Source organism: Lysinibacillus sp. FSL K6-0057 (assembly GCF_038630885.1).
Classification (GTDB): Bacteria; Bacillota; Bacilli; order Bacillales_A; family Planococcaceae; genus Lysinibacillus; species Lysinibacillus fusiformis_F.
Window position 1 is genome coordinate 121,378 of sequence record NZ_CP152047.1, and the last position, 13,298, is coordinate 134,675.

The 13,298-nt window shown below is 41.0% G+C and carries 10 protein-coding genes and 2 rRNA genes; 10 read left to right on the top strand and 2 right to left on the bottom strand.

Translation table 11 applies throughout. The features are described 5' to 3' along the window. The first annotated feature begins 42 nt into the window (after nt 1-42). Nucleotides 43-2,970 (top strand): 23S ribosomal RNA (locus MHB40_RS00625). Between the two features lie 67 nt (nt 2,971-3,037). Next, nucleotides 3,038-3,153 (top strand): 5S ribosomal RNA (gene rrf / locus MHB40_RS00630). A 99-nt stretch (nt 3,154-3,252) separates the two neighbouring features. Here the strand turns inward: rrf and MHB40_RS00635 are convergent. After that, the gene (locus MHB40_RS00635; protein WP_205446385.1) at nt 3,253-3,924 is read right to left on the bottom strand and encodes a LytTR family DNA-binding domain-containing protein; all 672 of its coding nucleotides are present in this window, start codon (nt 3,922-3,924) and stop codon (nt 3,253-3,255) included. A 214-nt stretch (nt 3,925-4,138) separates the two neighbouring features. On the opposite strand from MHB40_RS00635, the gene aceA reads away from it, so the two are divergent. Together aceA and aceB are read left to right on the top strand one after the other, a co-directional pair. Further along, complete coding sequence (gene aceA, locus MHB40_RS00640) at nt 4,139-5,422, top strand: isocitrate lyase (RefSeq protein ID WP_205446386.1); 1,284 nt, start codon at nt 4,139-4,141, stop codon at nt 5,420-5,422. Between the two features lie 112 nt (nt 5,423-5,534). After that, the gene (gene aceB / locus MHB40_RS00645) at nt 5,535-7,133 is read left to right on the top strand and encodes a malate synthase A (RefSeq protein WP_205446387.1); all 1,599 of its coding nucleotides are present in this window, start codon (nt 5,535-5,537) and stop codon (nt 7,131-7,133) included. A gap of 271 nt (nt 7,134-7,404) precedes the next feature. Here the strand turns inward: aceB and MHB40_RS00650 are convergent, their stop codons facing one another. Further along, nucleotides 7,405-8,070, bottom strand: a complete 666-nt coding sequence (locus MHB40_RS00650; RefSeq protein WP_342442150.1) for an O-methyltransferase — start codon at nt 8,068-8,070, stop codon at nt 7,405-7,407. Nucleotides 8,071-8,199: 129 nt separating this feature from the next. On the opposite strand from MHB40_RS00650, the gene MHB40_RS00655 reads away from it, so the two are divergent. The 6 genes from MHB40_RS00655 to MHB40_RS00680 all read left to right on the top strand — a co-directional run bounded on the left by MHB40_RS00655 (nt 8,200) and on the right by MHB40_RS00680 (nt 13,259). Further along, nucleotides 8,200-9,093, top strand: a complete 894-nt coding sequence (locus MHB40_RS00655; protein ID WP_342442151.1) for a LysR family transcriptional regulator — start codon at nt 8,200-8,202, stop codon at nt 9,091-9,093. Between the two features lie 72 nt (nt 9,094-9,165). Further along, a complete protein-coding gene (locus MHB40_RS00660) occupies nt 9,166-9,561 on the top strand; it encodes a GntR family transcriptional regulator (protein WP_342442152.1) in 396 nt (131 codons plus the stop codon). Nucleotides 9,562-9,565: 4 nt separating this feature from the next. After that, nucleotides 9,566-10,663, top strand: a complete 1,098-nt coding sequence (locus MHB40_RS00665; protein WP_342442153.1) for a DUF5808 domain-containing protein — start codon at nt 9,566-9,568, stop codon at nt 10,661-10,663. A gap of 73 nt (nt 10,664-10,736) precedes the next feature. Continuing rightward, on the top strand, nt 10,737-11,408 hold the full coding sequence (locus MHB40_RS00670; protein WP_205446392.1) for a response regulator transcription factor: 672 nt from the start codon (nt 10,737-10,739) through the stop codon (nt 11,406-11,408). Then, nucleotides 11,405-12,778: a HAMP domain-containing sensor histidine kinase gene (locus tag MHB40_RS00675; protein ID WP_342442154.1), complete on the top strand. Its 1,374-nt coding sequence runs from the start codon at nt 11,405-11,407 to the stop codon at nt 12,776-12,778. Before MHB40_RS00670 ends, MHB40_RS00675 begins: the two co-directional genes overlap by 4 nt. Before the next feature lie 73 nt (nt 12,779-12,851). After that, nucleotides 12,852-13,259 (top strand): hypothetical protein, encoded by a 408-nt coding sequence (locus MHB40_RS00680; RefSeq protein ID WP_342442155.1) that lies wholly within the window; start codon nt 12,852-12,854, stop codon nt 13,257-13,259. The last annotated feature ends 39 nt before the right edge of the window (nt 13,260-13,298 follow it).

Below are 13,298 nucleotides of genomic sequence, written 5' to 3' on the forward strand. Positions count from 1 at the left end.
AACACATTTATTTTTTAAGTTTTTTTATAGGCTTAATAACTTGGTTAAGTTATTAAGGGCGCACGGCGAATGCCTTGGCACTAGGAGCCGAAGAAGGACGGCACTAACACCGATATGCTTCGGGGAGCTGTAAGTGAGCTTTGATCCGGAGATTTCCGAATGGGGGAACCCACTACGTTTAATCGCGTAGTATCTTGACGTGAATACATAGCGTCTTGAAGGCAGACCCAGGGAACTGAAACATCTAAGTACCTGGAGGAAGAGAAAGAAAAATCGATTCCCTGAGTAGCGGCGAGCGAAACGGGAAGAGCCCAAACCAAGAGGCTTGCCTCTTGGGGTTGTAGGACACTCAATACGGAGTTACAAAAGAGCGAGTTAGATGAAGCGACTTGGAAAGGTCCGCCAGAGCAGGTAAAAGCCCTGTAGTCGAAAGTTCGTTCTCTCCTGAGTGGATCCTGAGTACGGCGGAACACGTGAAATTCCGTCGGAATCCGGGAGGACCATCTCCCAAGGCTAAATACTACCTAGTGACCGATAGTGAACCAGTACCGTGAGGGAAAGGTGAAAAGCACCCCGGAAGGGGAGTGAAAGAGATCCTGAAACCGTGTGCCTACAAGTAGTTAGAGCCCGTTAATGGGTGATAGCGTGCCTTTTGTAGAATGAACCGGCGAGTTACGATTACGTGCGAGGTTAAGCTTTAGAAGGCGGAGCCGCAGCGAAAGCGAGTCTGAATAGGGCGAAATAGTACGTGGTCGTAGACCCGAAACCAGGTGATCTACCCATGTCCAGGGTGAAGGTGAGGTAACACTTACTGGAGGCCCGAACCCACGCACGTTGAAAAGTGCGGGGATGAGGTGTGGGTAGCGGAGAAATTCCAATCGAACTTGGAGATAGCTGGTTCTCTCCGAAATAGCTTTAGGGCTAGCCTCGTGATGAGAATACTGGAGGTAGAGCACTGTTTGGACTAGGGGGCCATCCCGGTTTACCGAATTCAGACAAACTCCGAATGCCAGATATTTATACACGGGAGTCAGACTGCGAGTGATAAGATCCGTAGTCAAAAGGGAAACAGCCCAGACCACCAGCTAAGGTCCCAAAGTAATCGTTAAGTGGAAAAGGATGTGGCGTTGCACAGACAACCAGGATGTTGGCTTAGAAGCAGCCATCATTTAAAGAGTGCGTAATAGCTCACTGGTCGAGTGACGCTGCGCCGAAAATGTATCGGGGCTAAACGATTCACCGAAGCTGTGGATTGACATCTACGATGTCAGTGGTAGGAGAGCGTTCTAAGTGCGTTGAAGTCAGACCGGAAGGACTGGTGGAGCGCTTAGAAGTGAGAATGCCGGTATGAGTAGCGAAAGACGGGTGAGAATCCCGTCCACCGTATGACTAAGGTTTCCTGAGGAAGGCTCGTCCGCTCAGGGTTAGTCGGGACCTAAGCCGAGGCCGATAGGCGTAGGCGATGGACAACAGGTTGATATTCCTGTACCACCTCCTCACCGTTTGAGAAATGGGGGGACGCAGTAGGATAGGGTAAGCGCGCTGTTGGATATGCGCGTCCAAGCAGTAAGGCGTGTGTGTAGGCAAATCCGCACACTGTAACGTTGAGCTGTGATGGCGAGTCCGTATGGACGAAGTTCCTGATTTCACACTGCCAAGAAAAGCCTCTATCGAGGTGAGAGGTGCCCGTACCGCAAACCGACACAGGTAGTCGAGGAGAGAATCCTAAGGTGTGCGAGAGAACTCTCGTTAAGGAACTCGGCAAAATGACCCCGTAACTTCGGGAGAAGGGGTGCTCTTGAGCGTGCAAGCGCATGAGAGCCGCAGTGAATAGGCCCAGGCGACTGTTTAGCAAAAACACAGGTCTCTGCAAAACCGTAAGGTGACGTATAGGGGCTGACGCCTGCCCGGTGCTGGAAGGTTAAGAGGAGTGGTTAGCGCAAGCGAAGCTGCGAATTGAAGCCCCAGTAAACGGCGGCCGTAACTATAACGGTCCTAAGGTAGCGAAATTCCTTGTCGGGTAAGTTCCGACCCGCACGAAAGGCGTAACGATCTGGGCACTGTCTCAACGAGAGACTCGGTGAAATTATAGTACCTGTGAAGATGCAGGTTACCCGCGACAGGACGGAAAGACCCCGTGGAGCTTTACTGTAGCCTGATATTGAATTTTGGTACAACTTGTACAGGATAGGTAGGAGCCAGAGATCTCGGAGCGCCAGCTTCGAAGGAGGCGTCGGTGGGATACTACCCTGGTTGTATTGAAATTCTAACCCATGCCCCTTAGCGGGGCAGGAGACAGTGTCAGGCGGACAGTTTGACTGGGGCGGTCGCCTCCTAAAAGGTAACGGAGGCGCCCAAAGGTTCCCTCAGAATGGTTGGAAATCATTCGTAGAGTGTAAAGGCACAAGGGAGCTTGACTGCGAGACCTACAAGTCGAGCAGGGTCGAAAGACGGGCTTAGTGATCCGGTGGTTCCGCATGGAAGGGCCATCGCTCAACGGATAAAAGCTACCCCGGGGATAACAGGCTTATCTCCCCCAAGAGTCCACATCGACGGGGAGGTTTGGCACCTCGATGTCGGCTCATCGCATCCTGGGGCTGTAGTCGGTCCCAAGGGTTGGGCTGTTCGCCCATTAAAGCGGTACGCGAGCTGGGTTCAGAACGTCGTGAGACAGTTCGGTCCCTATCCGTCGTGGGCGTAGGAAATTTGAGAGGAGCTGTCCTTAGTACGAGAGGACCGGGATGGACACACCGCTGGTGTACCAGTTGTCTTGCCAAAGGCATCGCTGGGTAGCTATGTGTGGACGGGATAAGTGCTGAAAGCATCTAAGCATGAAGCCCCCCTCAAGATGAGATTTCCCATTACGCAAGTAAGTAAGATCCCTCAAAGACGATGAGGTAGATAGGTTCGAGGTGGAAGTGTGGTGACACATGGAGCTGACGAATACTAATCGATCGAGGACTTAACCAAAACGTTTGAACCATTCAATGCACGTTTATCCAGTTTTGAAAGAATAATTCTTTCAATTTAATACATGTCTAGTGATGATGGCAAAGAGGTCACACCCGTTCCCATACCGAACACGGAAGTTAAGCTCTTTAGCGCCGATGGTAGTTGGGGGCTTCCCCTTGTGAGAGTAGGACGTCGCTAGGCAAATGAAAGACCAGAGAATTTTTTCTCTGGTCTTTTTGCTGTATTCAAATTGAAGAAAGTTTAAAATAGGCTGTCTCTCAAAAAAGACAGCCTATATGCTTAAAACTCAAGAGCATGTCGAAGATCATTTATATAGGATTGACTCACTGGTAACTCACTTCCATCAATTAATGTAACAATAAAATTTGACGTTAAATCACGGGCCATTTTTTTGATGAAATGTATATTTACTATGTAAGATCTATGGATACGAATAAAACATGACGGTAATCTTAATTGAAGTTCTTTAAGCGTAATGCTCGTTTTAAACTGCTCACCATCTACATAAAACCATGTCTTTTTCTGTAGGCTTTCTATATGAGAAATTTTATTGATTGCCACAGGACTCCATTCCTCCTCTTGCTTTCCAGTTAAAAATTGAAACGGTTCTGCTTTTTTTGTTGTAAAAGATGACGGTAAGACAATGACTAGTGCAGCAGGCTTATTTTGAATGTATATGGGGTAACCAATGCCGTAATATGGCGTTTCGAATAGGGAATTATCTAATACGGCATCTGTTTTTTTGTGAGTCTGTAACACTTGGTAAGCAATACTCCCAGGTAATACTTGTTGACCTACCTCTAATTGAATACTTGTATGGCCAGAGTGAAAATAAATATAAGAATTTTCAACAGCAATTGCAATGGATGAATCAGCAGGAATCCAGTCTTTCAACATAAAAATATATTGTTGTGAAATATCTTTTACGAAAGAATTTAACTCATTGTTCATTGTGAATAGCCCCCTTGTTTGTAAACAGTCTTCCAAATTTCATCGTCAAAAAAGGTAGTTTTATCCTTAAAATTTGATCTTTTATCGAAAAATAATGAAAATTCAAACAGTCTGTTATATATTAATTTACAACAAATAAACCTGTTATGGAACAGATAATTAAAAGTTTTTTAACAGAGTATATTGTACACAAAGGGGAAGGTGGAATTTCAATATGTCAACTCGTCAAGAAAGAATCGAAGCTTTAGAAAAACAATGGGCTGAAAACCCACGCTGGGCTGGTATTGAACGCACATATTCAGCTGAAGAGGTTGTTAAATTACAGGGTACTGTAGTAATTGAACAAACATTAGCACAAAAAGGTGCTACTCGACTTTGGAATTCATTACATGAGGAACCGTTTATTAATGCATTGGGGGCATTAACGGGGAATCAGGCAGTACAACAAGTAAAAGCTGGATTAAAGGCTATCTATCTATCAGGATGGCAAGTAGCTGCAGATGCAAACCTGTCTGGACAAATGTATCCTGACCAATCATTATATCCTGCTAACTCTGTACCAGCAGTAGTAAAACGAATTAATCAAGCACTTCAACGTGCAGATCAAATTGATCATGCTGAAGGACGTGTCGATCAATTTGATTGGTTCGCACCAATCGTAGCAGATGCAGAAGCAGGTTTTGGTGGACCTCTGAACGTATTTGAGCTTGTAAAGGGTATGATTGAAGCTGGAGCAGCTGGTGTTCACTTAGAAGATCAATTAGCTTCCGAAAAGAAATGTGGACATCTTGGAGGTAAAGTATTACTTCCAACGCAAAATGCTGTTCGTAACTTAGTTGCTGCGCGTTTAGCAACAGATGTTATGGGTGTAGATACAATTCTAATCGCGCGTACCGATGCTGATGCTGCTGATATGGTTACTTCAGATATTGATCCACGTGATGCAGAGTTCATCACTGGTGAACGTACACCTGAAGGCTTCTTCCGTACAAAACCAGGTATCAAACAAGCAATTGCTCGTGGTTTAGCTTACGCACCATATGCAGATTTAATTTGGTGTGAAACTTCTAAACCATCACTTGAGGAAGCACGTGAATTTGCTGAAGCTATTCATGCAGAATTCCCAGGTAAAATGCTTGCATACAACTGCTCACCTTCATTCAACTGGAAAGCAAATCTTTCAGAAGAAGAAATTGCAGAGTATCAACGCGAACTTGGTAAATTAGGTTATAAATTCCAGTTTGTTACTTTAGCAGGTTTCCATGCACTTAACCACTCTATGTTTGAGCTTGCTCATGACTATAAAGATAATGGTATGGCTGCATATTCTAAGCTACAGCAAGCAGAGTTTGCTTCTGAGTCTAAAGGTTATACAGCTACACGTCACCAACGCGAAGTAGGTACTGGATACTTTGATGAAATCTCTCAAGTTATTTCAGGTGGTACTTCTTCTACAACAGCGATGGCAGGTTCTACTGAAACAGAACAGTTTGTATAAGTCGCCGTTTAAATACGTGTTTTCCTAAATTCATAATCATAGAATAGTCTCCTCCGCTCCTCCTAAAGCGGAGGATGACGAAACTAAAATGGCAAAGGTGGGTAAACAACTAATGGAACAAGCAACGACAGGTAAGCTTAAAATTGTTGGAGAACAAAACGAGCAAACTAATGAAATTTTAACACCTGAAGCTCTTGAGTTTGTTCTTGCCCTGCACGAAAAATTTGATGCTCGCCGTAAGGAGCTGTTGGAGGCTCGACAAGAACGCCAAAAACGCCTTGATGCGGGAGAGAAACTGGACTTCCTACCAGAGACAAAGCATATTCGTGAAGGTGATTGGGTAATTGCACCACTTCCAAATGACTTGCAAGATCGCCGTGTTGAAATTACAGGGCCAGTTGATCGGAAGATGGTTATTAATGCGTTAAATTCTGGAGCAAAAATGTTTATGGCATGCTTTGAGGATGCATCTTCTCCGACATGGGAAAATATGATTGGTGGTCAAATTAATATGCGTGATGCTATTAATAAGACGATTGAATTTACACAAGCATCCAATGGTAAAACATATAAATTAAATGATGAAACAGCAGTGCTGTTAGTTCGTCCACGAGGTCTACACTTGCTTGAGAAGCATGTACTAGTCGATGGAGAGCCGATTTCAGGCAGTTTCTTTGACTTCGGTTTATATTTATTCCACAATGCCAAAAACGCGCTGGCACAAGGTACAGGACCATATTTCTATCTACCTAAGCTTGAAAGCCATTTAGAGGCTCGACTATGGAATGATGTCTTTGTGTTTGCCCAAGATTATATTGGTATTCCACAGGGGACAATAAAAGCTACTGTATTAATCGAAACGATTTTAGCCGCGTTTGAGATGGATGAAATTTTATTTGAGTTACGTGAACATTCAGCTGGTTTGAATTGTGGTCGCTGGGATTATATTTTCAGCTACATTAAACGTCTACGCAATCAAGCTGAAGTTATTTTGCCAGACCGTGGGCAAGTAACGATGACGGTACCTTTCATGAAAGCCTATACATCTTTATGTATTCAAACATGTCACAAGCGGAATGCACCAGCAATGGGCGGAATGGCAGCACAAATTCCTGTTAAAAATGATGATGAGGCGAATGCGGTAGCATTTGCAAAGGTTGCAGAAGATAAACGTCGTGAGGCAACAGATGGGCATGACGGTACTTGGGTAGCACATCCTGGTATGGTTGCAACAGCGATGGAGCAATTTGATGCTATTATGACAACGCCTAACCAAATTCATAAAAAACGTGAAGATGTACACGTATCTGCCGAAGATTTAGTAGCGGTACCAGAAGGAACAATTACAATTGAAGGTCTTCGTATTAACTGTAGTGTTGGTGTACAATATATTGCTTCATGGCTTCGAGGTAACGGAGCTGCACCAATCAATAACTTGATGGAGGATGCTGCAACAGCAGAGATCTCTCGTACACAAGTATGGCAATGGATCCGTCATCCGAAAGGTATCTTAGATGATGGACGTGGTATTACATTAGCGTTTGTTTTAGAAATATTGGAAGAAGAACTTGTGAAAATTAAAGAGGCTGTTGGGGAACAAGCCTATAACAGTGGTCGCTATGAAGAAGCTGCTGAACTGTTTAAATCCTTAATTGAACAAGATGAATTTGCGGAATTCTTGACACTTCCAGGGTATGAAAAATTAGCGTAAAATACAAGTCTACTATCCAACATATCAAACTTTCCTAATAACTATGGATTGCACTCGGGTACAATCCAGCCTATTCCACTAACATAACGTGACGGGGTCTGTTCCCCCGTTTAAAGAGATGAGCACGCTTGAATTAAAAGGGGTCTATTAATAAAAGTTAAGAGATTTTAAGGGGTGAAAGATGTCTTGCTAGCTTAGATGGGGAGCAGTAAGGCATCTTTTTATAGTACATCCGCGTAACGGTTATTTAAGTTACGCGGATTTTTCTATTCTAGTTTACTATGGCTAGCACAAAACCGTCATACCCTTTCACACCAACTGTTTGTATGGCTGTTGCTTCGATTCTAGGGCATTCTTTTAGTAAATCCATAAATTTCTGTACGCCTCTAACACGTTCATCCTCACTATTTTCATCAGTTACCGCACCATTGCGCACTACATTATCTGCGATGATGATAGCGCCAGGGTGAGCTAATTTTAACGCCCACTGCAAGTAAGCAGGGTTATTGGGTTTATCGGCATCAATAAAGATAAAATCGAATAATAGTTCAGCTTTTTTTAAGTTTGGTAATATATCTAGGGCATTTCCTACAATGACCTCAACCTGTTGTTCATAGCCTGCATTCTCTATATTTTGCTTAGCGACTGAAGCATACTCTTCATTAATTTCTAAAGTCACTATTTTACCTTCTTGAGGAAGAGCTTGGGCTAAGCAAATACTGCTATAGCCACCAAGTGTGCCAATTTCTAAAATATTTGCTGCGCCTTTCATTTTAGCGAGTAAATATAATAGTTTGCCTTGAGTAGGGGATACGTCAATCTCTGGAATACCTGCAGCTTTATTAGCCTGTAGTACAGCATTAAGGTGTTCGTTTTCTGGTAGGAGCTTATTCATAAAATAGTCATCTACATGTTGCCAAACATTTAACTCTGTCATTATACAGTCCTCATTTCACTATGTTTTAAAGTGCAAGCTTGCCAATAAAGTGTATGATAGAATGAATCATAATAAAAATATATTATTATTATTTATACATAACTATAGATTATGAATTGAGGTTATATCATGAATAGTCATGGCTTAAAATTGTTTTATCAAGTTGCTGTTACAGGCAGTTTTACAAAAGCTGCAGAAATTCTATGCATAAGCCAGCCTGCCGTTTCAAGTCAAATCAAACGTTTTGAACATGAAATTGGCGTCCAGCTATTTCAGCAACAGGGACGTGGTGTAGTACTTACTGAATTCGGTGTGACACTGGCAGAAAAAGCGCAAAATCTGATCGCACTTGAACAACACATTGAAACATTTATAGAAGATTACCGACTTGCAAGAGCAGGGAATTTACACATTGTGGCTACCTATTTACCTGCCAATTTTTTAATTCCTAAATGGGCAGCTACTTTCAAGGCTGCAAATGAACAGGCGAATTTAATGATTACAACGACCAATACAAAGGATGCCTTTGAACAGTTAATAAACTATAAAGCGGATATGGCCATTTATGGTGGAGGAATGTCTGAAAGACCTAAAGAAATAGAGTGGGAGGAATTATATGAGGATGAATTATGGTTTGTAGTGTCACCAAATAATCGTTATGCACATCAATCTATTACATTAGTTGAAATGTTTCAGGAGCCTTTTATTATGAGAGAAGTAGGGAGTTCGATGAGAGAGCATCTTTTCTCATTATGTCAAACATACCAAGTGAAACCACCAAAAATCGCCCTGCAATTTAATGGCATCAATGAAACAATTCGCTCTGTTATGGCAGGCTATGGTGCAAATTTTATTTCTTCTCTTGCAGTTAGAGAGTACGTAGAGAGTGGGCATTTGGCAAGGGTTTATGTGAAGGATATACATGCTGTCAAACATAAAATTGCGATTTGCACAAGGAATAATGAGAAGCAGAATTTACTTGTACAAAAATTTATTGAAACCATTAAAAATTCCCCCATTTAAAAATTTGTATCTCATGCAAGATGGAAGGAAATTTGTTATATTAGTTATATAACAAATATGGAGCTGATAAACATGTTTATTCAAATAGAATTTCAATCAGACGTACCTATTTATGAGCAGGTGACACGTCAAATTATTGAAGGAATTGCAAGAGGAGAAATGAAACCAGGCGATACTTTACCATCTGTGCGGAGTTTAGCTGCTGATTTAGGTGTCAATATGCATACGGTTAATAAGAGCTACCATGAATTAGAGGCGAAAGGGATTATTACCATTCGACCAAAATCTGGAGCTATTATAAGTTCAACAGAGGAGAGAGCTTTAACACCTGAGCAATTACGACAAATCGAAAAGAATTTGAAACCTGTTGTGGCAGAAGGAATGGTGCTCGGCGCAACAGCTGAACAAATTGAGCACATGATGAAAAAAGTATTCGCTGATTTGCAAATTCCAGCAGAGGGAGTGTAGCAAAATGCTACTTGGTGTTTTTACTACCATTTACATCATGACATTAGCTTTGCAAATAGTGGTTCCTTATATTGTACGAGAGACAATAGTTTTTGGAGTCACTGTGCCTGATCAAAAGATTAAGCATCCCATCTTGGCTCAGTTGAAAAAACAGTATGTTCAATTCGTAGGGGGCACAGGAATAGTATTTCTAATCATCATGATTATTAGTTACAATCAATTAGCTCCTTCTGAATCCATTCAAAGTATTGTTTTATTAAGTTGTTTGTTTAGTATGCTGACAGTGAGTATGGCGGTGTATTGGATAAATCATCAGAAGGTATCAACGTTGAAAAAACAAGAGCAGTGGGGTGTAAATATTAAACAAGTACGGGCAGTGGATTTAACTGCACGAAGCCGTGATGAAATGCTTCCTTGGTCTTTTTTTGCTGTACCGTTAGGAATATCAGTGTTTTTGATCGTTTACACAATACTTCATTACGATCAAATGCCAAATGATATAGCCGTACATTGGGGGCCGAGTGGAGAAGCGGATGCCTGGAGAAACAAGACTTATTTTACGGCTATTTCACTGCCGCTGGTAATGCTAATGATGCAATGTATGATGTGGGGAATTACCGACTCCATTAAACGTTCTGCAATTAAATTAGCTGTAAATCGCAAAGAGGAATCGCTGGAGGATCAGCTAAAAACGCGAAAATACATGAGTTGGAAAATATTACTGATGAGTTATGCATTAACGGCTTTATTAACAATTTTACAATTAAGCAACATCTATCCTTCTATGACGGTAGGTTATAAGCTATTACCAGTATTTATTTTATTTTTAGTTGTTTTGCTTGGTTCATTACTTATATATGTTGTGAAAAAGCATAAACACAAAGTACGTTATGAAGCAAATATAGATTCACAGGTAATGGACGTGGATGAGGATCGTTATTGGAAGGGTGGTTTAATTTATATGAATCGACAAGACCCTTCCGTTTTTGTGGAGAAACGCTTTGGGGTAGGATGGACCATGAACCTTGCCAATCCTAGAGGTTATATTGTCATTGGTTTACCTTTTCTCTTATTGCTGTTGATTTCTATATTTTCGTTATAAAATAATAGTAATTTGTGAGGAAAAAATTCGTTCCGTGTGATCGGATTTTTTCTTATTAACTGGAGGTGGGCAGATGAAGATCCTTGTTGTGGATGACGATGTTCATATTTTACAGCTAGTAAATATTTATCTAACAAGGGAAGGCTATCAAGTGTTACTTGCAGAAAATGCACAGCAGGCACTAGCCTTACTTGAAGGGAATCTGCCAGATTTAGCTGTTGTCGATGTCATGATGCCAGGAATGGATGGCTTTACATTAACAGAGTCTTTAACACAGGATTATGACATTCCTGTTTTATTATTAACAGCAAAAGGCGAGCTAGAGGATAAAGAGCGTGGCTTTTTAGCAGGATCTGACGATTATGTTGTTAAGCCCTTCGAACCAAAGGAATTATTATTTCGTATAGCAGCCATTTTGAGGAGATTAGATAAGAAAAATCAAGTAACCATGCAAGTAGGACAATTAATAATTGACCGTCGAAGCTTTGAGGTTGTAATAGGGGAAGATACGCTTGTATTACCTTTAAAGGAATTTGAATTACTGGCTTTGTTAGCGTCACGCCCCCATCAAGTGTTTACGCGTAGCTATATTATGGAGCAAGTATGGGGCTATGACTATGACGGAGATGAGCAAACGTTAAATACACATGTGAAGCGGATTCGCGAAAGATTAAATCGATATGACACGGCTGTTGAAATTACAACAGTACGAGGTGTTGGCTATAAGCTAGAGGAAACAACATGAAAACGTTATATAGTAAATTTGTTATCACAACAATGCTAGTAATGATCGTTAGCTTATGTATTGGTTTTTTGGCAACGAATACCTATTATCATCAAGTCGTAAAAGAAAAAAATGATACGAAAAACGTAAACATAGCACAGGATATTGTGCATTATATTGAGACAGACAAACCAGAAGATTTAAATAGCTATCTGACAACATTGGGCGAAATCGGCTATCAAATTTATGTGACACCAGGTGAAGAGGGGCATTTTTTTGGCGGTCAATATCGTGATCAAACATTGTCAGCATCTGTAGTTGAGCATGTTTTAAATGGAGAAACCTATCATGGTATGCGGGATTTCCCTAAAGAAACCTTTGTAACAGGCTTCTTTGCTAACGAATTGATTAATACAATTGGTGTGCCATTTACCTATGAAAACAAGCCCTATGCATTATTCATAAGACCTGATATTCGTTTATTGTTTTCTGAGGTGCATACGATACTTGCTGGATTAATGTTGGTTATGACAGTACTGAGCTTACTTGCCATGCTACTATTTGCTAAAGCATTAATTCGACCCATTACAAAGCTAACGGCAGCAACTCAACAGCTTGCACATGAAAAATTTGATACGGTTTTAGACATTGATCGTGCAGATGAAATTGGTCAATTAGCGGCAAGCTTTAATAGGATGACCGAGAGATTACAAGAAAATGATCGTACACGGAAGGAATTTATTAGTAATGTATCACATGATTTTCAGTCGCCTTTATTAAATATTCAAGGGTATGTCGATTTACTTAAAAATCCTTCCCTTACGGAGCAGGAAAGACAGGAATACGCAGCAATAATTGAACTAGAAACAAAACGCCTATCTACATTAACCAAGCAATTATTATTATTAACTTCCCTTGATCAATCGACAAGAATCGCAAAACGTGAGCCGTACCGGTTAGATGAACAACTAAAGGAAACAGTGCGAAAATATCGTTGGCAAATGGAAGAGTCACAGCTTCAAATATCATACAAGCTAGAGCAAACTATTTATGATGGCGATGCAGGGCTTTTACAAAATGTGTGGGATAATTTACTGACAAATGCCATTAAATATAATGTAGAGGGTGGGCAAATACATCTGTATTTACAGAAAAAATCCACTTCACTTGAAATCCTAGTTGAGGACAGTGGGATAGGAATGACTGAGGATCAATTAGTAAAAGTATATGACCGTTTTTATCGCGCCGATGCTTCTAGAACCAAGCAAGGGACGGGACTAGGCTTAGCGATTGTCAAACAAATTATTGAGCTACATGGGGGGACTATACAGATGGAAAGTACGATGCATGCCGGTACAAAGGTTTATATCCATCTACCAATTTTGTCATAAGGAGTTCATGTAAAGTTCATGTTCACACGATAAACTGCTACTTAGTTGAGACACACATAGGGGGAGTTATCGTATGGAACAAAAGTGGAGCATACGCCTTATTCGATTAGCGGCCATCTTTGCTTTAATCGGCACATATTTAGGTTCACATATGTCGGGATCAGGTAGCTATGAATATAGACCGATACATGCACATATTTTACTGGTCGGGTGGCTTAGTATGTTTGCCTGGGGTATTTTTTATAGAGCATTCAAAGTGAAATCACAAAAATTAGTAACTATTCACGGTTGGACAGCCATTATCGGTGTTTTGGGTTTAACGTTAGGCATGTGGTTTTACAATATCAATCCATTTAATTTTGGTAGTACTTTTACATTAGTCTTCTTTATTGTAGGAGGAACTACGCTATTAATTAGCTTCGCTTTATTTATTGTTGTAACATTCATGATTCATCAACAAAAGGATAATATCATCCATTAATAAAACCTACCGTGTCATTCGTGATGCGGTAGGTTTTAA

Coding starts and splice junctions, on each gene's coding strand:
- MHB40_RS00635 (WP_205446385.1), bottom strand. CDS start 3,924: ATGAACAATGAGTTAAATTCTTTCGTAAAAGATATTTCACAACAATAT.
- aceA (WP_205446386.1), top strand. CDS start 4,139: ATGTCAACTCGTCAAGAAAGAATCGAAGCTTTAGAAAAACAATGGGCT.
- aceB (WP_205446387.1), top strand. CDS start 5,535: ATGGAACAAGCAACGACAGGTAAGCTTAAAATTGTTGGAGAACAAAAC.
- MHB40_RS00650 (WP_342442150.1), bottom strand. CDS start 8,070: ATGACAGAGTTAAATGTTTGGCAACATGTAGATGACTATTTTATGAAT.
- MHB40_RS00655 (WP_342442151.1), top strand. CDS start 8,200: ATGAATAGTCATGGCTTAAAATTGTTTTATCAAGTTGCTGTTACAGGC.
- MHB40_RS00660 (WP_342442152.1), top strand. CDS start 9,166: ATGTTTATTCAAATAGAATTTCAATCAGACGTACCTATTTATGAGCAG.
- MHB40_RS00665 (WP_342442153.1), top strand. CDS start 9,566: ATGCTACTTGGTGTTTTTACTACCATTTACATCATGACATTAGCTTTG.
- MHB40_RS00670 (WP_205446392.1), top strand. CDS start 10,737: ATGAAGATCCTTGTTGTGGATGACGATGTTCATATTTTACAGCTAGTA.
- MHB40_RS00675 (WP_342442154.1), top strand. CDS start 11,405: ATGAAAACGTTATATAGTAAATTTGTTATCACAACAATGCTAGTAATG.
- MHB40_RS00680 (WP_342442155.1), top strand. CDS start 12,852: ATGGAACAAAAGTGGAGCATACGCCTTATTCGATTAGCGGCCATCTTT.